Annotated in this window: 17 protein-coding genes; 11 read left to right on the plus strand and 6 right to left on the minus strand. The window is 46.5% G+C overall.

What is annotated here, in order from left to right; translation table 11 throughout:
- Positions 1 to 169: 169 nt before the first annotated feature.
- Positions 170 to 1,258 carry a site-2 protease family protein gene (locus tag ACH59B_RS03620; RefSeq protein WP_016819400.1) on the plus strand — a complete coding sequence of 363 codons (1,089 nt, stop codon included), beginning with the start codon at positions 170 to 172 and terminating at the stop codon, positions 1,256 to 1,258.
- Positions 1,259 to 1,413: 155 nt separating this feature from the next.
- Here ACH59B_RS03620 and ACH59B_RS03625 read toward each other — a convergent pair whose 3' ends face one another.
- The gene (locus tag ACH59B_RS03625) at positions 1,414 to 2,328 is read right to left on the minus strand and encodes an AraC family transcriptional regulator (protein WP_016819399.1); all 915 of its coding nucleotides are present in this window, start codon (positions 2,326 to 2,328) and stop codon (positions 1,414 to 1,416) included.
- Positions 2,329 to 2,501: 173 nt separating this feature from the next.
- On the opposite strand from ACH59B_RS03625, the gene ACH59B_RS03630 reads away from it, so the two are divergent.
- From ACH59B_RS03630 to ACH59B_RS03660, 7 genes are all read left to right on the plus strand, one after another.
- On the plus strand, positions 2,502 to 3,896 hold the full coding sequence (locus ACH59B_RS03630) for an MFS transporter (RefSeq protein WP_016819398.1): 1,395 nt from the start codon (positions 2,502 to 2,504) through the stop codon (positions 3,894 to 3,896).
- A gap of 100 nt (positions 3,897 to 3,996) precedes the next feature.
- Positions 3,997 to 6,003 carry a beta-galactosidase gene (locus ACH59B_RS03635; protein ID WP_404303343.1) on the plus strand — a complete coding sequence of 669 codons (2,007 nt, stop codon included), beginning with the start codon at positions 3,997 to 3,999 and terminating at the stop codon, positions 6,001 to 6,003.
- Between the two features lie 132 nt (positions 6,004 to 6,135).
- On the plus strand, positions 6,136 to 7,935 hold the full coding sequence (locus ACH59B_RS03640; RefSeq protein WP_016819396.1) for a sensor histidine kinase: 1,800 nt from the start codon (positions 6,136 to 6,138) through the stop codon (positions 7,933 to 7,935).
- Positions 7,932 to 8,999: a response regulator gene (locus tag ACH59B_RS03645; protein ID WP_016819395.1), complete on the plus strand. Its 1,068-nt coding sequence runs from the start codon at positions 7,932 to 7,934 to the stop codon at positions 8,997 to 8,999. The genes ACH59B_RS03640 and ACH59B_RS03645 overlap by 4 nt, the downstream gene beginning before the upstream one ends.
- Before the next feature lie 110 nt (positions 9,000 to 9,109).
- Positions 9,110 to 10,390, plus strand: coding sequence for an ABC transporter substrate-binding protein (locus ACH59B_RS03650; protein WP_016819394.1), 1,281 nt, complete (start codon positions 9,110 to 9,112; stop codon positions 10,388 to 10,390).
- A gap of 38 nt (positions 10,391 to 10,428) precedes the next feature.
- Complete coding sequence (locus ACH59B_RS03655; protein WP_016819393.1) at positions 10,429 to 11,313, plus strand: carbohydrate ABC transporter permease; 885 nt, start codon at positions 10,429 to 10,431, stop codon at positions 11,311 to 11,313.
- The gene (locus ACH59B_RS03660; protein ID WP_017425736.1) at positions 11,310 to 12,137 is read left to right on the plus strand and encodes a carbohydrate ABC transporter permease; all 828 of its coding nucleotides are present in this window, start codon (positions 11,310 to 11,312) and stop codon (positions 12,135 to 12,137) included. Before ACH59B_RS03655 ends, ACH59B_RS03660 begins: the two co-directional genes overlap by 4 nt.
- A gap of 271 nt (positions 12,138 to 12,408) precedes the next feature.
- On the opposite strand, the gene ACH59B_RS03665 is transcribed toward ACH59B_RS03660, so the two are convergent.
- Positions 12,409 to 13,359 (minus strand): glycoside hydrolase family 26 protein, encoded by a 951-nt coding sequence (locus ACH59B_RS03665; protein WP_193190414.1) that lies wholly within the window; start codon positions 13,357 to 13,359, stop codon positions 12,409 to 12,411.
- A 592-nt stretch (positions 13,360 to 13,951) separates the two neighbouring features.
- The gene (locus ACH59B_RS03670; protein WP_016819390.1) at positions 13,952 to 14,350 is read right to left on the minus strand and encodes a hypothetical protein; all 399 of its coding nucleotides are present in this window, start codon (positions 14,348 to 14,350) and stop codon (positions 13,952 to 13,954) included.
- Positions 14,351 to 14,566: 216 nt separating this feature from the next.
- On the opposite strand from ACH59B_RS03670, the gene ACH59B_RS03675 reads away from it, so the two are divergent.
- Positions 14,567 to 15,613 carry a hypothetical protein gene (locus tag ACH59B_RS03675; RefSeq protein WP_016819389.1) on the plus strand — a complete coding sequence of 349 codons (1,047 nt, stop codon included), beginning with the start codon at positions 14,567 to 14,569 and terminating at the stop codon, positions 15,611 to 15,613.
- A gap of 299 nt (positions 15,614 to 15,912) precedes the next feature.
- Here ACH59B_RS03675 and ACH59B_RS03680 read toward each other — a convergent pair whose 3' ends face one another.
- Complete coding sequence (locus ACH59B_RS03680) at positions 15,913 to 19,212, minus strand: DUF5695 domain-containing protein (RefSeq protein ID WP_103042170.1); 3,300 nt, start codon at positions 19,210 to 19,212, stop codon at positions 15,913 to 15,915.
- Between the two features lie 150 nt (positions 19,213 to 19,362).
- Here ACH59B_RS03680 and ACH59B_RS03685 point away from each other — a divergent pair, with 150 nt between their 5' ends.
- Positions 19,363 to 20,001: a pentapeptide repeat-containing protein gene (locus ACH59B_RS03685; protein WP_025363990.1), complete on the plus strand. Its 639-nt coding sequence runs from the start codon at positions 19,363 to 19,365 to the stop codon at positions 19,999 to 20,001.
- A gap of 72 nt (positions 20,002 to 20,073) precedes the next feature.
- Here the strand turns inward: ACH59B_RS03685 and ACH59B_RS03690 are convergent, their stop codons facing one another.
- The gene (locus tag ACH59B_RS03690; protein ID WP_016819386.1) at positions 20,074 to 20,502 is read right to left on the minus strand and encodes a DUF1259 domain-containing protein; all 429 of its coding nucleotides are present in this window, start codon (positions 20,500 to 20,502) and stop codon (positions 20,074 to 20,076) included.
- A 122-nt stretch (positions 20,503 to 20,624) separates the two neighbouring features.
- Positions 20,625 to 22,163 carry a PLP-dependent aminotransferase family protein gene (locus tag ACH59B_RS03695; protein WP_103042171.1) on the minus strand — a complete coding sequence of 513 codons (1,539 nt, stop codon included), beginning with the start codon at positions 22,161 to 22,163 and terminating at the stop codon, positions 20,625 to 20,627.
- Between the two features lie 115 nt (positions 22,164 to 22,278).
- Between ACH59B_RS03695 and ACH59B_RS03700 the strand changes: the two genes are divergently transcribed.
- Complete coding sequence (locus ACH59B_RS03700) at positions 22,279 to 22,890, plus strand: pyridoxamine 5'-phosphate oxidase family protein (RefSeq protein ID WP_103042172.1); 612 nt, start codon at positions 22,279 to 22,281, stop codon at positions 22,888 to 22,890.
- The last annotated feature ends 58 nt before the right edge of the window (positions 22,891 to 22,948 follow it).

Below are 22,948 nucleotides of genomic sequence, written 5' to 3' on the forward strand. Positions count from 1 at the left end.
AGGGTATCTAACCCAGCCCTAATATACCATCCGACATTGGAGGATGTCTACAATATGCGGAATAATGTACATGGCTTCCCCAGTTCGCTTATCTGTGGGTTAGAGAAGTTTTTACAAGCTGCACATTGCAGGATACAATGGAAGTATTAGAGAAAGGAGACGGATACGTTTGCAAAAAGAAGACAATAAGACCGATTCCAAATCCGGCTCATCCAAATGGTATCTTGGTAGTGCAGCAGCATTGCTCCTGCTGAAAGGCAAATCGTTACTTGCCCTTTTAAAATTCAGTAAATTTGGCGGTGCGCTGATATCTATGGCATTTACGATTGGCACGTATGCGATCATATACCCGTGGGGATTTGCAGTTGGGTTCGTGTTGTTGTTATTTGTGCATGAGTTGGGGCATGTATTGGCTGCCAAACGCAAGGGGCTTCCGGTGTCGACACCGTTATTTATTCCATTTCTCGGTGCGTTAATCACCATGAAACGACAGCCTTTGGATGCCCAGACAGAGGCTTACGTGGCCATGGGCGGCCCGTTATTGGGGACAGTTGGGGCTATGGCCGTATACGCAGGAGCGTATGCAACAGACAGTCCACTTTTGTATGCACTAGCATATATCGGTTTTTTCCTGAACCTGATTAATTTGCTGCCGATTCATCCGCTTGATGGAGGACGGATTTCTACAGCAGTGACACGCTGGTTATGGCTGGTGGGTCTACTGGGTGGGATTGTAGTCATCGTGTATTTGAAATCCATTTTATTTTTCTTAATTTGGGCACTATTTGCCTATGATTTATACAAAAAATATGTCAAACGCAATAAAGAAGGCGTCAAGGTTCAGTCGTTATTACAGAAGCCGCTGGTTAACGTACAGCATTTGTATGAGCAAGGATATCCGCTACCAGGACCGGAGCATACGCGCAGATTATCCTTTAATACCTACTCGGATCTGGAGGGGCAGCAATATGTAACGGTATATATGGAGAGTCTGGATGTGGAGCATACGCTTCTGCTGCCACAGCAGTGTCTTGTCCAGCATGTATGGCTGAACGGTGTAGAACATCTACCGACCCCAGATGCGTATCAGCTCAGATTGCTGTGTGGGATTGACTACATTCCGTTTGAAAATGATAATTATTACGAAGTACCCGCATCATCACGCTGGAAATTCGGTATCGGTTATATGGGCTTGGCCTTATTCCTGATAGGGATGATGTATGTTGTACACCAGCACATAGGAGATATCAGGCTATGATTCGCAGGATAGGAACTTCACCATCAATTTAGATTATTAAGGCAATGAAACTCATTAGAAAATAAAATAGAAAGAGCGCGACAGCCGAATATAGGGTGTCGCGCTCTTTTTCATATGATATTAACGCAGTGGAGCCATTGCTATCCTTCCTTATTCTAGCTCCTCTGCTCATCAGTAATCGGTTTTAACGTCTGGCGGTACTTAAGTGGGCTGGTGCCTGTCCAGCGCTTGAACTGTCTGCTGAAATGAGCCAGACTGGAGTATCCCAGTAGGGAAGCTACCTTGTTTAGCGGTAGATTGGGCTGCTGGATCAGCACCTTAGCCTCATGCAGCTTGGTTTCCGATAGATAGTGACGTGGTGAATAGCCGTAAACCTTGCGGAACACTTCCTGGGCATAGCCTGGACTGATTCCAAGGGAAGCCGCCACATCTTCAAGCCGGAACGTCTGCTCGCCAGATTCATCCTCTCGATAAGGTTTGAACCTCGATTGAATAGCTTCCATAATGGCCTTGGCATATTGAACGGATGAAGGTGCAATTCTCGGCTCCAATCCCGTAGAAATCATTTGCGAGAATATCCCGAATAGCTCAAACAAAGCAATCTGCATGCGAAAGCGGTCCGCTGTCGTATATTCTCCGTTCTCCCGCACCATGCTGATCCAGCTATGGACAACTTTCTGCAGCTTGGTATTGGTTTCAGTGCCTGCCGGGAAAAAGAGCTGATTGCTTTTAATCATCTCTTGACGGAACAATGGATCATCGACATTAAAATGGGTGCTAAAATAATACATTCCATCAGGGGATACACACTGGCTCACATGCTTGAACCCCGGCGGAATAATTAAAATATCGCCTTCCCCCACCGAGTATACGTTATTCTCCATCATCGTTTCCTGACGACCTTCTAGAATGAGTGCAATTTCAAAACCGATATGGGACTCCTCAGGCATGCACCAATCCGCTTTGACCCGGTGAATATGGGCACCAAAAAACTTCACATTCCAATCAATAATAGGTAGCCATTGGCAATCGTGGAATAGCGCTGGATCAACATCAGGATTTAATATCATCAGATCACCTTCGATTAGGGCAAATTTTACACCGCTTAGACAATCTCATTGTACCTAACATTTATCTATAATAAAAGAGCGCTTACAAGTGTTCTAGTATAAGCCTTTACATAAAAAAATCGCTTATATGTAGTGATTTTGAAAGCGATGCCATATTGTAATTAGGAGGAGCTATGGAAACAACATCGAAAGAACGTGTGTCATATTACGTTTACTTTTTGGGGAGTAACGCAATTCTCTGTCTGGTTGCCTCTTTTGCAATGCTATTTTATACGGATTATGTTGGCATATCTGTTTCTATTATTGGTACTTTATTCGTACTAGCCCGTATATGGGATGCGCTTAGTGCTCCGATCTTCGGTGTGATCATAGACCGGGCCAACCTAAGGGGTGGCTTGTTCAAACCCTGGACGAATCTGGCTTCTATTATTTTGCCAATACTTACTGTACTTATTTTTCTCGTTCCGAGTGACGCGTCACTCACCGTCAAGGTGATTTATATTGCTGTCACGTATCTGGTATGGGAAATGTGTTACACGATCAGCGATGCGCCTGGGTTTGGCTTGGCTACACTGATGACGAAAAATACGCATGAACGTGATCTATTAATGTCCAGAGGCCGAACGATGGTTTTCTTGGCATTTATGGTCATCTCCTCCTCTTCGGTAGCCGTAGCCAATCAGATCTCCTGGCCAATTTTGGCGCTAATCGTTGCTGTAGCAGGTTTGATTTTAATGAACTTTACTCGCTTTAATGTCAAAGAGCGTTATTCCAACAAGGCAGAGAAGGTTACGCTCAAGCAGATTATGACGTATCCCATGCAAAACAAGCAGCTTTTATTTTACCTGATGTCGTTTATGACACTGTCCATGACCAATCTGCAAGGGATTGTCGTCAGCTATTTTGCCTTATATAACTTGAAAAATCCTATCTATATTTCAATTCTCATGTTCATTTCCTTGGGTGTGCAGCTGCTCACCGCTTTAATTTTACCGCCGATTATTAAAAGATTTGGCAAGTGGAAAGTGAATGTTATCAGCTTGCTTGGATTGTTTACTACAGGCCTGTCCTTATTTGCAATCGGTTACAGCAACCCCATTGTAGTATGCGTATTTGCAGTTCTTTTTGGCCTGTTCAGCTCTGCACCGCAGCTCATGGTGCCGATGTTTACCGCCGATTGCGTGGAATATGGCGCATTCAAAAAAGGGGTGCGTGCCAGCGGAACCGCCTTTGCTACCCAAACGTTTGCAGGAAAACTGGGGGGAGCAGCAGCCAGTGGAATTGTTGCCTATGCGCTTGCCTTTGTCGGCTACATTCCGAATGTACCGCAGACCGGACAGGTGCTTACGTGGATATTTGCGCTTTATGCGGTAGTGCCTGGTGTGGGGGCCTTAATTACGGCAGGGCTGTTCGCATGGCTGTACAAGATTAAGGAAAAAGACGTAGAGGGCTGGCTGGCAAGTGCGAAAAAAAATCAACAGCAGGTGGATCTCACGAAGCAGGATGTTGCTGGTAATACGATATCTGTTCCATCCCTGAAAAAGCCGCATAACAGCCACGGTATTTGAAACAAAGCTATATAAGTTGAACACGAAAAAAATCCCATGGAAAACGGAGTAGGCGAAATGGGATATGACAATTACCATGAACTTATAGGAGGACGACTCGATGAAAAAGCTGCTGTACGGTGTTGCCTATTATGATGAATATATGCCTTATGACCGTTTGGACCAGGATATCCAAATGATGAAGGATGCGGGAATTAACGTGGTGCGGATAGCCGAATCTACTTGGAGTACACATGAACCGCAAAATGGCGTGTTTGATTTTACCTCCGTGGATCGGGTGCTGGACGCTATGCATAAAGCCGGTATTGAGGTCATAGTGGGCACGCCGACCTATGCTGTGCCCACCTGGCTGGTGAAGGAGCATCCCGATGTATTGGCGACAACGCCTCAGGGGCCGGGCAAATACGGAGCTCGCCAGATTATGGACATTACGAACCCGGTGTACCTGTTCCATGCTGAGCGAATCATACGCAAGCTGATTGGACGGGTGAGTCAGCATCCGGCGGTCATCGGCTTTCAGACAGACAATGAGACGAAGCATTACCATACGAGCGGTCCCAATGTGCAATTACAATTTGTGAAGTATTTGCGGGAGCGGTTTGAATCACTGGATGAGCTGAACCGCAAATTTGGCTTGGATTACTGGAGCAATCGCATCAATAGATGGGAGGACTTCCCTTCGGTGGTCGGAACGATTAATGGAAGCTTGGGCGCAGCCTTTTCCCAATTCCAGCGCAAGCTGGTAACGGACTTCCTGGCCTGGCAGGTTGCGCTTGTCAATGAATATAAGCGGGCAGACCAATTCGTTACGCAAAATTTTGATTTTGAGTGGAGAGGTCATTCCTTTGGGATTCAGCCGGATGTGGATCACTTTGCTGCATCTCAAGCCTTTGATGTGACAGGTGTAGATATTTACCATCCATCCCAGGATGATCTGACTGGAATTGAGATTTCCTTTGGTGGTGATGTGGCACGTTCAACAAAACAGAATAATTACCTGGTGCTGGAAACGGAGGCGCAGGCGTTTACACACTGGGTTCCTTATCCGGGACAATTGCGACTGCAAGCGTTCAGCCATCTGGCTTCCGGGGCCAATATGGTAGCTTACTGGCACTGGCATTCCATTCATAATTCCTTCGAAACCTACTGGAAAGGTCTGCTCAGCCATGATTTTGAACCGAATCCTGTGTATGAGGAAGCACAGACGATAGGGAAGGATTTTGCGAGATTATCCCCACATCTGGTCAATTTGAAAAAGAAAAACAAAACAGCCATCCTGGTCAGCAACGAAGCGTTGACATCCATTAGCTGGTTCAAGTTTAATATGAACAGTCCATTGAATTACAACGATATCGTACGCCGTTTGTATGACGAGCTGTACAAGCTGAATATCGGGACGGATATCATCCATCCGGGTACGGAATCGTTTGATGACTACGATCTCTTGATCGTCCCGAGCCTCTATTCTGCGCCAGATACACTGCTGGAGAAGCTGAACCGCTATGTCGAACAAGGCGGTCATGTAGTTTACACATCCCGAAGCGGATTTACGAATGAGCATGTGCAGGTAAGAACTTCCCAGCAGCCGGGTGTGATTAGCGAAGCCTGCGGCATTCATTACAGCTTGTTTGTGGAGCCAAAGAACGTGACGCTTAAGGATAATCCTTTTAAAGTGGCAGCAGAGGACAATCAGGTAGATACGTGGATGGAGCTGATTACCCCAACGACAGCGGAAGTATTAGCTTATTATGATCACCCGCATTGGGGCAAATATGCTGCGATTACGCAAAATCGCTATGGTCAGGGCACGGCGACCTACATCGGCTGTATCGTCAGTTCGGCGGTCATCCGCGAACTATTGAGCTCTGTAGCCAAAAAGGCAGGCGTATGGGGACTAGATCAGGAAGCTTCTTATCCGATCATTGTCAAATCCGGTACGAATGATTTGGGGCGAACGATCCGGTACTATTTTAACTATTCCGAACAAGCAGGCTCGGTGATATATCCGCACGGAGATGGCAAGGAGCTGATCGGAGAGCAGAGGGTTACCCAAGGACAAATGCTCCAGTTGGAGCCTTGGGGTGTTATAATTATCGAAGAAGCGTAAATGATGAATAGTGAGCTGAAACCGACGTACGAATCATTTTATATAGTATCGGCCGGGAGTATCCGGCAAGTGAAGCGCCCCTGCGAATTGCGGGGCGTTTTCGCATATGGCTGAATAGAGGAGTGCATCGCTATGCCAACCCGAGCAATCCGCTGGTTCCGGGCGCTGATGGCCCCGTATCGACGTAGCATTCAGCTCAAGCTAGTCTTGACGATGATTGTTCTATCTGTGCTGCCGGTCATTGCTGTCACGGTGCTGGCTGCGGAGAAAAGCAGATCGTCTATGGAAACCGAAGTGGTCGAGACGAACATGTCCAATATGAAATGGACGGGCATTTATATCAGCGACCAGTTAGATCGTCTGAATCATCTGATTTACAGCATTCAGATCAGCCCTGATCTAAGCGATTATTTGAATGAACGAGAACCCGACAATCTTTCAAGCCAATTTAATGCCCAGCGAAAAATGCTGAATACGCTGGCGAATGTGTATTATTCAGCCGGGAGTCATGTCATCGGTATTCAGCTATATCTGAAGCAATCGCAAACCGTGTTCACCTTCAATAGTATGCAAAATGAAATTACGACAGTGGGCGGTATTCCCCCGCAGTATGCTGAGATGTGGCAAGCGAATAAGGATTATTCGATTCGACCAAGCTCCGCTGACCCGGAACGCTTTACACTGACACGCAGTATTCGGCGTTTTGAAGACCAGAAGCAGACGGGGGCTATTTCATTGGAGGTGCTGTGGTCACAATTCGATCAGACGCTGGGTCTGCTGGGACGAGGGGATCAGCATCAAGTGTTGATTACAGATAGGGATGGCAGAGTTATGTATCCAGTGCAGGCTCGGCAATCGCCTCCTCCTGCAGGAGTGCTGGCTGCTCTTCGTGACGTTAAGCCGGGTCCCGGGATGCTTCAAACTGCCGAGCATTATGTGTTCTACAATGATCTGGATGTGGTTGGACTGAAACTGGTCAAAATCATACCGACTTCCTCCATTAACCACAGTGCCTTTTCAACCATGCTGTATGGTATTGTCGTAGGCGTAATTTCAATCCTGGTTTCCATTTGCATCGCCGTTTTCATCGCATGGCGGACCGCACGCCCGATTGTCCGTTTGGCGCGTTCGGTGCAGGAACTGGATATGATCAAGGGACCGGTTGGAGAACCAAGTATACGACCGGATGAGATTGGGTTGCTGGAAAGAAGTTTGCATGGGATGGCAGGCCGAATACGCGAACATATCCAGACAGAATACAGTATCAATTTGCAAAAAAAGACGGCTGAATTGAAAGCGCTCCAGGCGCAGATTCATCCTCATTTTCTGCAAAATACGCTGCAAATGATCGGAAGTATGGTGTTTTCGCAAAAGCCGGAGGATACCTATGAAGTCATTCGTTCGCTGAGTGAGATGTTCCGTTACGTGGTACGGGAGCCTCAGGATATGGCCTCTCTGCGCGCAGAGCTCGATCATGTGGGACATTATATGCGCATCCAGCAGCGTCGTTTTCCGCAAAGATTGGTATTTCAGGTGGAGACAGAAGAGCAGGCAATGGATATTCGTTTGCCGAAGCTATCGCTTCAACCATTGTTGGAAAACGCATTTCAGCATGGTCTTGATCGCAAGGCAGGGGCGTGGCGAATGGCAATCCGCGTGGAGATTATGAAAGAAGATGTGTGCATTACGGTCAGCGATAATGGTAACGGTATGCCCCCCGACAAGCTGGAAAAAGTTCGAGCTAGGCTGGAAAACGCATCGGAGGAACCAATTTGGGCGCAGGGTAGTCATATTGGATTAAGCAATGTGTCTTCACGTATAAGGATGAATTTTGGAGTGCATTACGGAGTGACGATAGATAGTGAGCAAGGAGTCGGTACATGTGTCACTATTCGTATTCCATTCACCTCAGCAGAGGAGGGCAAAGTATGATCAAGGTATTAATCGTTGACGATGAGCCGTGGAACCGCGATATTTTGAAGACGTTTGGCACATGGGAAAAGCTTGGAATGGTGGTGGTGGGCGAGGCAGAGGACGGAGATGAAGCATTCAGGCTGGTCGGGGAGTTAGCTCCCCACATTGTGATTACGGACATGCACATGCCAGGTGCGGACGGAGTGGAGCTGCTGCAAGCGCTAAATAACCAATGTCCTGATGTGAAAATCATTGTCGTGAGCGGATATGATGACTTCGCGTATGCCAAACATGCGATCCGTTACAAGGCTATTGATTATTTGCTAAAGCCTGTCAATCCTGTCGAGCTGAATGCGGTGCTGCTCAAATGCAAAAACGATCTGGAGGTCAAGTTGGCCGAACAGCAACCAGAAGCAACAGAACTGGATTATGAGTTTTTTCACAAGTTAACCCGGTATAAGCAACTGCTGCGTCTTTATTTTAATGAGCTGAATCGTGATGGGGTGAACTTAACATGCAGACAGGTTGTGCAGGAGTTGGAGAGTTATGGAGCACCAGGTCAAACTATGCTGGGCAGGCTGGTGCAGGAGCTGCTTTCTCTGCTGAAAGAGCTGTCAGCGGATAACGGGCTGAATACTTCTACGGCAAAGGGTGGATTTCCGCTTTCGCAGGCTGTTCTATCCTCTGTAGAACATGCGCTGGAATTCGTATCGTCATGCTATGTTCAGGAACTGGATCAGCTGATTCGGCAGCGGAAATACAAAAACAAGCTGAATTTGGAGGAGGTACGGCGGTATATCGATAGTTACTATGCTGGGCCGATCACACTGGAGCAGTTGGCGAAAAACTTTTTTGTGAGCAAAGAGTATATGAGCAAGGTATTTAAGCAGGAGTACGGTCAGAATGTAACGGACTACATTGTAGAACGGAGAATGGAAAAGGCGCGGGAATGGCTGGCCAATAAACAGATTTCAATTAAAGCCGTTGCAGAGATGGCTGGGTACGAGGATGTGTCTTATTTTTATCGGGTATTTAAAAAGCATTTTGGCATGGCCCCCGGTGAAATGAGAAAGGAAGTTTAAAAAAATCCAATTCAATATGCTAACGGTGTCCAATGGCAGAAGTGGCCTCCCATCCTATAATGAAAACGTATACAAAATCGTTATTTTCAACTTAGGGGAGGTCATTTTGCATGAAGATGTGGAAAGGTGTATTGAGTACGATGCTGGTTGGCACGTTGTTGGCCGGATGTGGAGCGAATTCTTCAGGCAGTGACAGCAGCGGTTCCGGTGGAGACGGCAAAACCGTAAATCTCAAAATGTTTATTGCCCAGCCCCGTTTGAAAGAACACTACGATAAATACATTAATGCGTTTGTAGCCAAAGAGAAGAAAGATAAAAATATCGACGTTACCGTTCAACTGGAGATGCCGCCTGCTGACAATGCCGCACAAATTTTGAAGACAAGGCTCGCATCCAACGATGCACCGGACGTATTCGCACTGCATGCGGTGAATGAAATTCCACCGTTTTACAAAGCGGGATACTTGGAGGATTTGTCCGGTCAGCCATTTGTCAGCAAATTGATGGACAGCGTTAAGCCCTCGGTGACAACTCAAGACGGCAAGGTTGTAGCGGTTCCTTTGGAAACGATCTCCTGGGGCTATTTGTACAATAAAAAGATATTTAAGGATTTGGATTTGAAGCCGCCGGGAACGTTGACCGAAATGAAGGCTGTCGTCGAGAAGCTGAAAGCGAATCATGTGAAACCGTTCCTGTTGTCCTACAAGGAATCCTGGATTCCACAGTTGTTCGTGCCGCTCACTGCAGGTGCAATGATGAACACACAGAATAAGGATTTTATCGAACGGATGAATCAGGACAAAGGCTCTTTCTCCGAAATGAAGAGCATGTTCGATATTATTGATCTAGTGAACAGCAACGGTACAGATAAGGCGCTGGAAATTGGCGGGGATGATGGGTCGGCGGCCTTTGCCTCAGGTAAAGCGGCGATGTGGATTCAGGGGCCGTGGTTTGCGGAAACGATTTTAAAATCGGATCCGAAGATGGACTTTGGAGTAGCCCCGCTACCGATTAATGACGATCCGAATGCGACCTTGATCAATCTGTCCACTTCGACTTCGCTGGCTGTATCCTCTACAAGCAAGAATAAGGAGGTTGCACTCGATTTTGTTAACTATGTGTTGGACGACAAGGATTCCAGCGCGTTCTATGAAGCATTGAAATTTAACCCTATCTCCAAAGTCCATACGTTCAAAAGCTATCCTTGGGTTAATGACGCTACCGAATATGTGAAAGCAGGCAAGTCGTATCAAGATCCATCCATCCCACAGGCGGTCAAGGACGAGGCTGGCAAATCGCTCCAATCCTATTATGCTGGTCAGCTCTCACAGGATGACGTCATTAAGGCGCTGGATAAGGCATGGAAATCGTATAACAAAGTGAACAAGTAGCGGGAACCTACAGAATGACATCGGGAGGGAGAGACTCCATGCCTTTTAAAATCTACAAAAAATACGTCATGCTGCTGGCGTTTACTGCCCCGGCACTGATCTTTTACGCCATCTTCCTGCTTATTCCAACGATCAGCGGCATGTACTACAGCTTTACAGACTGGAATGGATTGAATCCCAATTACAACTTTATCGGCTTGGGGAACTTTGTGGAATCCTTGAAGGAAGACCCCGATTTTCTCAATTCCCTTTGGTTTACACTTAAATACGTGTTGGTCATGATCGTGCTACAAAATGTACTTGCGCTAGTACTGGCAGTGTTGATTGAATCACGCACACGCAGCAAAGGATTTTTTCGGACGATATTTTTTATGCCCAATATGATCAGTACCATTATTAGCGCATTTATGTGGACATTCGTTTTTTCCTCCGTGCTGCCGCAGATTGCTGAAAAGACGGCCATCGCCTTTTTAGGTCAATCATGGCTGGGCGATCCGAAAGTATCGTTCTTTTCCATCATTATTGTCTCGCTCTGGAATGGTGTGGGATATATGATGATCATCTATCTGGCTGCGCTTCAGGGTGTACCGCAGAGCTTGAAGGAGGCTGCTATTATTGACGGGGCGAACGCATTTCAGACATTGCGAAGTGTGACGCTGCCGATGATTACCCACGCGATTACGATCTGTTTCTTCCTGACACTTAACGGTGCCTTCAAGGTGTACGAGGTCGTGTATGGGCTGACTGGCGGGGGACCGGGACGCAGTACACAAGTCATTACAATGAACATTTATGAGGAGGCGTTCTCCAACAACTTCCGTTATGGTTATGCGAGCGCTAAATCCGTTATTTTGTTCGCCATTGTGCTCATCTTTACTCTGATCCAGCTGCGTGTCATGAAGAAGAGGGAGGTGGAGGCATGAGGCTGAAAAAGGCTAATTCCTTGCTGATCACGCTGATGCTGTGCGTGGGCGCAGTCGTGTCCTTCTTCCCAATCTACATGGCGGTCATTAATTCGTTTAAAACACAGGGTGAGATGTTTGCATCCTTTACGGCGCTGCCGACGAAGCTTCACTTTGAAAATTACAGCCAGGCCTTTCATCAGACCCATTTGCTGAACAGCGCTCTGAATTCTACGATTATTTCTTTTATCGGCATTGGCGGGATCGTGGTCTGTTCGGCACTGGCAGGCTACAAGCTGTCTCGTACAAGTGGAAAACTGAGCAGTGCGATTTTCTTCCTGTTTGTTGCGTCCATGCTGGTGCCTTTTCACTCTATAATGATACCGCTTACACGAATGGCAAAAGATTTGTCTGTTCAAGGCAGTACGTACGGCTTGGCTTTGATCTATATCGGTTTGGGCGTGAACATGGCCATCTTTTTGTATCATGGATTCGTCAAATCCATCCCGCGTGAGCTGGAAGAATCCGCGCAAATGGACGGCTGCAATGAGTTCCAAACGTTCTTTCGCATTATATTTCCCTTGCTGCTGCCGATCACCGTCACAATTGCCATTTTGGATTTCCTGTGGATTTGGAATGACTTTTTACTTCCACTTTTGATGCTGACGGATGTGAACCATTACACCCTGATTCTCTCGACCAATATGTTGTTTGGAGAATACAACAAGGATTGGTCGCTCATTCTGGCTGCGCTCGTGCTGACCTCCATCCCGGTTATTCTGATCTATGCCTTTTTTCAAAAATTCATTATGGAAGGCATTGCGGAGGGAGCAGTTAAGGGATAAGCTGTGCTTCTCATTGCTAAAAAAAGCCTTTCTTAACCACGAACGTTTTCAAAAGAGACTAAACAGCCTGAGCCCCTACGAATATGGGACTCAGGCTGTTTAAATAGGGCTTATTAATAACTGGCTGCTTGATAGGGAACTTCAGTTCATAAGGGCATGCTTTTTTGTCGTGCTTGATGACGTCCTAATCTTCCAGGAACTTGCTGTCTTCTTGGGATAACACGTACGATGCCTTGCTGCCGAACCGGGAGCCGGACGCTTACTGTGAGCTTTACTTCGCAAACAGCGTGCTGCTATTCGTATTGTTCTGCGGAGCATAAGCGCCGTCCCAGGTGATAAAGAAGCTTGCTCCAGTGTAGACCTCATTCAGGGCATTGCTCCAAAGCGAATAATCGAATTCCTTGAGCTGATTATTGTTGCGATCCACATGGTCGCCGCCCACGGCTGGTCCAATCTCACAGAAGCCATAAGTTTTGCCAAGTCCTTTGATGTCATTGTAAGCCATCTTGATTTCATTGTCATTGGACGGATCGTCGCTGTAGGCGTCGATGCCAATCCAAGTGACATAGCTGGAGCCGGGATAATAAGCGGCCGCGTTGGCTCCTTTATTTGGAGCATAGACAAAATTGACGTTGGACATGCCATGGGTCGTCACGATGTAATCGTACAGATTGATGTACAGGTTCTTATAGTCTGTCGTGTTCTTGTTTCCCCACCAGAACCAGCCTCCGTTCATTTCATGGAAGGGTCTGTAGTAGACGGGGGATGAGTCAAACTTTTGCAGGCTAGTCACGACATTGTCAATCTGAGCCTTATAATTTTGCAGCCATGCGGGGCTGGATGAATTGATGGATGAAATGTCTGTATTGGCCAAGATCTTAAAATCGGAATCAGACATCGGGGCGTTTACATTTCCACCCTGGGGATTGGGCATGTGGGTAGAAATGGTAACGATTTTACCTAAGCCTTGGATGGCTGAGGCGCTATGGGAGGTAATAGAGGCTGCATCGCTCCCCCCGTAGTTCCAGTTCAGCAGATCATAAGAGACGATGTCAGGGTTGTAGGTCTGGACAGGACTGGTGTCTACACTTCCGTCATAGCCCAGGAACATGCCAGTATAATTGATATTACTCTCCGCTCCTGCCGTCATGGGTAGCGCGAATAATAACGCAGCCCCGGTCAGGGCGGTAATCAAGCTCTTCGTTTTCTTGAATGAATTCATATTGGTTGGTTATCCTCCTAATGTTTTATATCTTGCTATCGGTTAACGCAAGATAAGGTGTGTTAAGTGAAAAATGTTCTAGTACACTACCTCCTCGGATCGGCTGGTTGACTTTTACTATCAATCACAACGTACATTATTTTTAGCGAGTTGATCCCATCTTCCTATAGGAAAGGGCTTTTTAGCGAATCCTCAATTATATCGACTGCAAGGAAAAAAACTAAAATAGTTCTATTGAAGTAAAAATTATTTCATATAACAATAAACTATCAATTTCTGCAAACAGTGGTAGAGGCTAAGTATGTGAAAAAGAAAATATTTCCGGTTCATTTTTATGAATTTTTAATTCACTCTTATGAATTTTGATTGCAATTATTGTTATTCTTGTACTATATAGAGAATTCATACTCGCACACTTGACGTTACATCTATTTCTACACACCATTGTTTTTAACAGAAATTAAGCAGCCTAAGACCGTATGAATATCGGACTTAGGCTGCTTAAGGTTGCTTTTTTATTACGGTCTACTTAACAGAGATCAGTTCAATTATAGAAAGGCCTCTTATTTTGGAATGACCACACATCTAACTTTCACTTCGACAAACAGCTTATTATGAAAAATAAAAGCGAAATGATGATTATAAATAGATAAATACTAGAAACTCGTCTTCCAATAAGAGCTCCAAAATCTTCAGGATTTTTATATCCAATGATGAAACTAGGAATAAAAAAAATACTCGATACAAAAATAGTGTAGTGGAACCCAGTATTATTAACAGGATTGGACCATGCTGACATTCCTAAAAAGGAAAGCAACTGGTCTCCGAATATGTAATCGCCAAATTCAAAAGAAACAGCCATGCCAAGAAGAGATAGCAGCAGTGAAAGTGATCCCCGGCCTATTTTCTTTCTGTTGTTTCTCAACATTGTGAAGATAATCAGTAAAATTACAATTGTCTGTATGCTGTATGTCAATATCATTGAAAACATGAAATACCTCCTCGAACATTAGAATCAAATGATCGAATGCCAATTTCGCGAGTGATTATACCATATTTTGTAATTCTTTCATATATAGTTCGATACGGAGTTCGGTAGCGCAGCGGTTCATTTGGCTCTAGAGAGCAACAGCGATCGTAAGATCAAATGGAACGCAGAGCGGCCTTAGCCATACAATATTTCATCTGAATGTAAAAGGAGATGATTATGTTGGCTACCTTCTCGGCCGCGCTTCAAGTGAAAAAGCGGATGGCCAAGCGAGTCTTAAAAATGTCCGGTGTTCACGGCATTGGCGTAGGCTACAGGGACCCTGCGCACCCCAAAAAGGGAGCCGCTGTCATTGTGTACACGGACCGTCTAGCGTCGGCCTCTACTGGACTCTTGTCGGCCACTGCCTTAGGGAAGAAATCGAACGTTCCTGTCCGAATTGTAAAGACTGGAAAAATCAGGGCTAATGCTACGGACTACAAAGTGCGCATCCGCCCGGTCATCGCCGGCTACAGTGTCGGGACGATTGAAGGCTCCGGTACAACCGGACTTATCGTTGCCCCAACTGGAGCGCCGGCTACACGTTATCTTTTAAGCAATAACCATGTGCTCAATCCCTCCAATACAGACAATCGGGAGGCTACAATTCAGCCAGGCGGAGCCGATGGGGGGACGGTTGCCCAGGATCGTATAGGACGACTGTATCGTTACGTACGCTTAAATCCCACTGGAACGAACCTGATTGATGCAGCGCTTTCGCTTCCGACCCGCAACAACCTGCTCAATCCCCGTTATGCTACAGTGGGAGCGATTCCGGGTCATGTTACCGCCTATCGCATAGGAGAAAGATTGAAGAAGGTAGGGCGTACGAGCGGGCGGGTTAATGGCACGGTAGAGTCCGTCTATACGGACTTGCAAATCAATTATGGTGGTGAGTTGGGCCTGCTGACCTTCGAAGATCAGACAGTTATTAGAGGTACGACTCCTGTATCACTACCCGGGGATTCCGGCTCTGTATGGCTCAGACAGTCCGATAATTATGCAGCCGCGGTCAACTATGCAGGCACGGCAGATGGTCGCTTATCCATAGCCTTTCCAGTGCAGTGGGTCATGCAGGTATTCAACACACGAGTAGCCCGCCCCAGCGGGGCAGGCAGGGTGCTCAGGGTAGATACAGGATCTTCCCCTCGTTCCTATACTAGACAACTCACCAGTGAGGAGCTCGTTCGCTTAAGACCAAGAACGACACGTATTAGACGAAGCTAATTGCTCTGCAGATGGAAGAGCTACGGCTAGACCCCTCGGTAAAGTGGTCGATTTACCAGCTTTCCATAGGAAGGCTCGCTTCGGAAGCATCATCTCCCCGGATTTCTCCCCTGATTGCAGAATTGAGATAAGAAATCCGGGGCGGAGGCGATGGGAAGCACCCGCAAAAATAATTCACGATACCAATCATTTACGACGCCAATGATTCACGGTACGAATCATTCATAATACAAATCATTCACAATCTAAAACGTTAATGGCATGAAAGGAATGCATTAAATTAAATTTATAATTACATTCTACTCGGCCCCTTCAGCATATGCTTGGACTCTCAAATCATGGGCTGTAATGGTGCTGCTTGCCGAGGCCAAGCCCCTGATTTCCTGAGCAGTCAGAGCTCTGTTGTAAATGATCAGCTCATCTACTGCACCGTTAAGATAAGGATCATCAAACTGGGATTTCCCAATGTAGTTCCAATCTGTCAGTCCAAGGCTGGAAGGTCTCAGCGTCATACCCGTGTTACGTGTCGCCTCTATACCGTCCACATACATAATTCCCGTAGTGCCTGACAGAGTCACTGCGACATGCTTCCACACCCCTGTCGCCAGTTCCGGGGCGTTCAGCTGCTGTTCCTCTCCGTTCCCCAAGACAGTGATGGCAAAACGCATACCTGTCCCTTCGGCCTTCGGGGTCAAAAACATATACCGATCTGTTCCTGCTCCAAAATCAAACAGACGAGCCCAGCCATTATGCGTGTTCACTCGTACCCATGCTGCAATCGTAAAGTCATTTAAACTGCTAACTATTCCGCCGGGCAGGCTGGCATAGGCGCCAATACCGTTAAGGCGCAGGGCATTGCCATTCCGCCCCGCGCTCCACGAGCCGCCAATTACACTGGCCTGCTGCCCATAACCTGACGAATCGGCTGCGGTTGATCCGGCCGTTTCGTTAAATTCATAATGGGCTATAATGTCCCCAGCGGGAGCTGGATTGCCTGTACTGGACTGAATGTGGATATCGTAGTTGGCTGCCGTACCGATATTCAGGCTGGTTGTAGTCGCAGCACTGTTAACAGCAGTGACTGAGCCGGTTTTTGTGCCGTCTACCAGTACGTCATACGTACCTGTCGCGAGTCCGGTTATTGTCACAGTAGTAGTATGAGCTGTGCCTGGTGTCGTATTTTTCAACATCAGACGGATGTTGTTCTTGGATTTGGACACGACGGCCAAGGTATATTGGTCCCGGTTCAACTCCAGACTCAGCTTCTGGGTGATCAGATGCAGACGCTGGAATACGCCATCTTTTGGAGTAACTGTATAGCTGTTATTGCTTTCTGCAACGTCACAACCATAACCGAACAAACCAAATATGGGATCGACAGCAACATCCGAACTTAGGACTTTAATGGCTCCAAACAGTCCTAGATCGGCTTCCCCGGACATGCCACGCCATCCGTTAAAGAGAGGGCCGCCGTCCAGACCAAGGGCGCCGTAATTGCCCTTACCTGCCTGATATGTCCAAGATACTGCCCCGATATTGGCAGGGTCCGGGCTGATCTGTCCTGAATTAATCGCCCCGATGTTCGCCAGTTTGGCGGCATAGGATAGGCGCTGGTCCACTTCTGGCTTGGACGAATAACGACGTGTCCAGTCATCCATCGCATAGCCCGCCAGCGAAGTGGTGTACTGGAAGTTCCACCAATTCTCTCCGGTGATTGTGACCGGATCGGCGTAATAGTACCAGACAGGCATATGTCCGCGTGCGGCGCGTGTTTTGGCATTGATTTTGCTCATCATTGTCGTATTGCCGTTCATTTTGGCAAGTGTATATACCGCCTCTTCGCCAGTATTGTCATAGTTGTACTCAGAGCCATAGGGATAGGTGGTGTTTTTGAAATTGTTGTACTTGGTAGCCATTTTGGCAATCATGTCGTTAGCCTCAGTAGTCAATCCTTCTTCCTGAAGCGCCTTAATCATATCAGGTGTGGTCAGTTCACCCATAAGCCCTGTGTTCCAGTTATAAGCAACAGGACCTTCATACAACGCTTTAAAAATACGATAAGCACGTAGCAAATATGTGTTTTTGCTATTGCGATAGCTGACCAGGTTGGGATACAGCTTGGCAAGTTTATACATGCTGAAAAACGTATTATAAATGTGCGGATAGGCATAGCCCCGGTATGTTGGTGTCGTATTAGGTTGTGGCATCAGGAAATCAGGGACCAAATAATCGGTATGATGGCCTTCCATCAGATTCGTCCAGATAGCCACCTCCAGATAATCATCGACAGCCTTGATCTCAGACGCCACGGGCTTCTGGACATTTTTCTCCGCTAGAAACTGGCCGTGAGTTAATCCCCAATCATCACCCCAGCCCCAGTAGCCAGCAAAGCTGTTGCGTTTGGCCTTATATTGCATCATCCAGTCGTCAAATACCTTGTCCCGCAGGTCTCCCGGTACGTTCCATTGGGTGCTGTTGACCATGAAGGTGGAGTGACGCTGAAGTGCAGTGTCAACCGGCTCAATGGCATAGAACTGGATAACGGTTTTTTCGCCGTTACCGTAATTTACTGTAATATTGTTGTGACCCAATCGTCCCAGTGTAAGCTCATATATTTTGTGGTTTGTAGGGGCATTTTCCAAATAGCTGATGGTCGTTTCGGAGGGATACTGCGCTGTGACAGAGGTAATGGATTTACGGGTATGCAGATCGAATTTAGCTTTGAGATTGGTCGGGACAATCATACCCGGAACCACAGTCACATCCACATGCCCCTCGCTGTATAGCCTGTCCTTTACAGCCTGCTCGTCCGTTACCTTGTAGAATTTAAAGGCATACGTTTTGCTTTCACCAGGGGCCAGCGACAGACTGGTGCTTCCGAGATAACCACGGTTGGTGCTTTTGATGACATTGGAGTGGATATAGAACACATTCAGTCCCTCAGACCAGCCGCCTTGCTCCATAGCCCATGTACTGCCAGGATGCTCCTCGACTCTCCAGTGGTCCTGATATTCGAGACCAGCACCCGTTGCGGCATCAGGTAGCAGCAGGATATACGGTCCGATGCCGCTAGGTCGTCCAGCTGTAATAAAGGAACTGTGATGACCTACAAAGGAGTGAGAGAGTACTCTGGTTTCATAGATTTGTTCATTATTGCCACCGGACCAGTATTCGTTAAAAGGAAGCGGCAGCCCCCAATCTCCGATTTCCAGTGCTTGATTAGAAGTATTCGTTACTTTCATTTGCCAATGTAAATAGTCGTTAACCAACGAATAGGTTTCTTGTAAAGTGAAGTTGCGTATTCCCTGATGGTTGGAGGAATTTTGATAGGATACCTGGACGCTGTTACCAGAAGAGATGATCTGGCGCACATCAGCAGAATTGCTTGTCCATGCCCGAGTCCACGCACCGTTACCGAGACGATAGGTGAACATGAGTTCACCCAGCCATTGATGATCTGACGTATTTTGTTTAGGTGCGTTAGAGCCGTTCATGACATAATTCGTATTGAAGGTGTCTCCTGTCAGACGCAAGGAAGAGATATCCCCATAATCCCCGATTGAGATGGAGAATATTTGATTAGATAGCTGTACTGCCATGCTATCAACCTCCTAACAAAGGTTCGTGAGTGTGCTCACATGTTAATATATGTGTCAAATATACTTTTGCTACCCTATGCGTGAGAATTGATAGAAAATAGATTCATATAGATATCCTAGAAATCTATTCATAGTGGAGGTAGAGCTATAATGAAAAATAAAATGGAGTCACCGAAGATTCCTGCGGACTTGCCCGTATTAAATGAAGAAATACGCTCCATACGATCCAAAGACGAACTTAGTACAGGGTCTGTAGAGGATATTATTTTGGACAATATGGAAGCAGTTAAGGTTTCATTAGAGAAGATGGTCTTCAAAAATGTCACCATCATGGAATCATCATTGCCGGAAAGTGAATGGACAGACATCATTTTTGATAAATGCGATCTGTCTAATATTAATTTTTCCGGCTCCTTTATCCATCGGGTAGAGTTCAGAAATTGTAAATTGCTCGGAACGGATTTTTCGAGAAGTAGGCTCCAAAACGTTCGTTTTCTGGATTGCCTAGGGGATTATTCGATGTTCCGTTTTGCTAATTTCAAGCAAGTTGGTTTTGAGGATTGTTCTTTGATAAGTGCAGATCTTTATCATGCAACACTACAAAAAACCTCTTTTGCCCGTTGCAATCTGGATCAAGCCATCCTGTCGGGGGCCAAGCTCAAGGGAATTGATCTCAGTGATTGCGAATTTGACGGATTACAAGTGGAGATAGAAGACTTGAATGGTTGCATCATCTCACCGCATCAGGCTTCATCCTTTGTTGGCCTTTTGGGGCTAGTGATTAAATAAGGGGTTCAGGGCAAAGGTAGCCATAACAAAGAAAAGATCCGCCTAAGCGGATCTCTTGCATTTATTGATAGCTTATTTCTTTTTAATCACCGGACGTACAGGCTTCGTTGTCAAGACATTAAGCGCGTCACGTACTTCTGTGGCGAAAACAAGCGGCTTTTCTACTTTTTCAAAGTGGATGTACCAAAGGTTAGGGTTATCGAATAGCCAGTGATTGTGGAGTGCCGTCACTTTGATATCATGGTTACGAAGTCGAGAAATAAACGGATTAATTTCTGCGGTCAGAATCACAGTTTCGCCAAGACATAAACCTTTTCCGTTACGGCCAATGCTTTCGAAAGAAAAAGCTTGGGGGATGGCAAGAAAGGATCTGGCCCTTTTCCCCAAAATGATCGGCTTGATGTTATTTCTGACTGTAGATGCAGTACAAACTCCGTTAATGATTTGAGGTGTTGCTTTTAATATATCGGCAAACCGTTTACAAAGTGGACTAACTGCCATTTCTCTCACTCCAATTCTTTTAAGTTACTAGCATCATATGAAAGAGTGAGGGAATGGAAAGGGCAAGTCTTCTTTATCGTTAGTCTAATTTGCTATATACAAAGTACGAATGGAGTACCCTTTTAATGCCTTAGCGTTGCTCCGTGATACTGATGTTTGATACTGTCCCAGGCCTGGCGCAGACGCTTAACACCTTCGATAATCTGCTGCTCCGTTAAGTGAGCAAAGTTAAAGCAGGCTGAAGGAGGTCCCGGTGTCAGTTGGTAATCAGCAGCATCACGCCATGTGACTCCATAAAATCGTGCTGTCTGCATCAAATGATGATACGGGGCAGGTCCATGCTTCCAGATGGCATAGGCGTGTAGACCGCAATCGTTCTGCTGCCAGTGAAACAGCTCACTCAACGGCTGTATTTCATGCTGGAATACGTCGTAGCGTGATCTGTATATTCGAGTCATCCGCCGCAAATGACGAATGTAGTCTCCGCGCATCATAAAACGTGCCAGTGCACGCTGTTCCAAGCGGGCAGGCGGCAGGGGATCGTATAGTCGTTTGGCAGCAGTCAGCGCTTGAGCCAATGCCACAGGCAGGATGGCAAACCCGAGTCGAAGGCTGCTGAACATGCTTTTGGAAAAGGAACCGACATAGATGACACATTCCGCGCGGTCCAGTGCTTTTAATGGTTCAATGGGGCGTCCTGCCCAGCGGAATTCACTGTCATAATCATCTTCAATGATCCACGCCCCCTTGGATGCTGCCCATTGCAAAATATGTTGACGGCGCGTTAATGGCAATACAGCACCGGTTGGAAACTGTCGTCCAGGCGTAACAAACAGGAGCTTGGCATCCCAATCCTGTGGAATAATTCCATGCTGATCCAGCTCAGCAGCGTGTATCTGTCCGCCTGAGGCAGTAACTGCACGGTAGATGCCGGAATAACAGGGATTCTCCAGTACAATGTTATCTTGTTCATGAATAAGCAGCTGACTTAATAACGTGATCACTTCCATGGAACCACTGCATAATACGACTTGATCCGGGGTAGCCGTAATTCCGCGTGTTCTGCCAACATGATGGCAAATCGCTTCACGCAGCCCTTTATCACCGTTCACTGGTGCAGGCGTCGAGTCATCCGAAGGCTTTTGCAGGTCCTTGCCAGCGGCAGCCAATGCACTTTTCCATGCGATCTGTGAGCTGCCCTCCAATACATCTTCTTCTGCTTGAAAAGAAATCAAAGGCTGCTGTGCACCGTCTCTACCCGTAGCAGACACAGGAGCCGAGTATAAGGCTCGTTCTCTTTCGAGCTGCATTATTCGTTGTCCCCATGCTGACAGAGCAGGGGCTTTTTGTTTTGCAATAGGCGGGGTTTGGTTCTGCTGATCGATTAGAGATTCGTCTGGCAACATTGCAGTCTGTTCCATAACAAAGGTTCCTCTGCCTACTACCGAATTCACATATCCTTCTGCCAACAGCATATCGTATGCTTCTTTAACACTTCCGCGCGAAATGCCATACATCACAGCCAGATCACGACTGGAAGGCAGGCGCGTACCGCTGGCAAGGGAGCCAGTGAGAATTCCCTCTCGAAGAGCGTGATACAATGCCAAGTATTTCAAATGATATTTTTGAATTGCGCGCTGATAAGCAATCGTAATGTCCATACTTTTCTCCTTATATTGGACCAGTCATTTCCGTTCATATTGGATCTTTTTAATAATCCATTTTCAACATAATCTGAAATGTATCATTGGTCAATAGATGGAAGGAGAGTCCCCTATGAGAAGAAAGGAATTTACGGTAGAAGAACTAGAGGAAATAGAGCAGTTTCTAAGCGAGGTCAGTTTCGGATTTTTAGGCATGAACAGCGAGGATGGTTTTCCGCGTGTGGTTCCCTTGAATTTCGCTTATGGAAATGGCGTTTTTTATATTCATGGCAGTCGTGCTGGAGAAAAGATGGAACGGATGAAAGAGGATAATCGGGTTACTTTTTCAGCCGCCAAAGAATATGCGCTCATTCCATCTTATTTCACGGATGAACATATGGCATGTCCTGCGATCTCATTTTTTAAAAGTATTACCGTGCGTGGTCATGCGGAGCCTGTAGTGGATTTGGAAGAAAAAGCATCAGCATTTTCCACTTTTATGAGTAAGCTGCAACCGGAAGGCGGATATGACACGATTGATGCCAGCGATTCTCGGTATGCCTCACGTTTGAAAGGGGTCGCTCTGATCAAAATTGTACCCGAGGAATGGACCGCCAAGTTTAAATTCGGACAAAATGTTAAAGATCAGGAGCGTCAGCAAATTATCGACGGCTTGCAACAACGGGGGCTGGATGATGATCTGATAACGATTGAAATGATGCGCAAATATGCTCCTCATCACTGAGATATATCGAAAGTCAGGATTTCACAAAATTCTCAAGTATAAAAATTAAAATTCGGCG

It is taken from the genome of Paenibacillus sp. DP01 (assembly GCF_044784315.1).
Taxonomy (GTDB): domain Bacteria; phylum Bacillota; class Bacilli; order Paenibacillales; family Paenibacillaceae; genus Paenibacillus; species Paenibacillus polymyxa.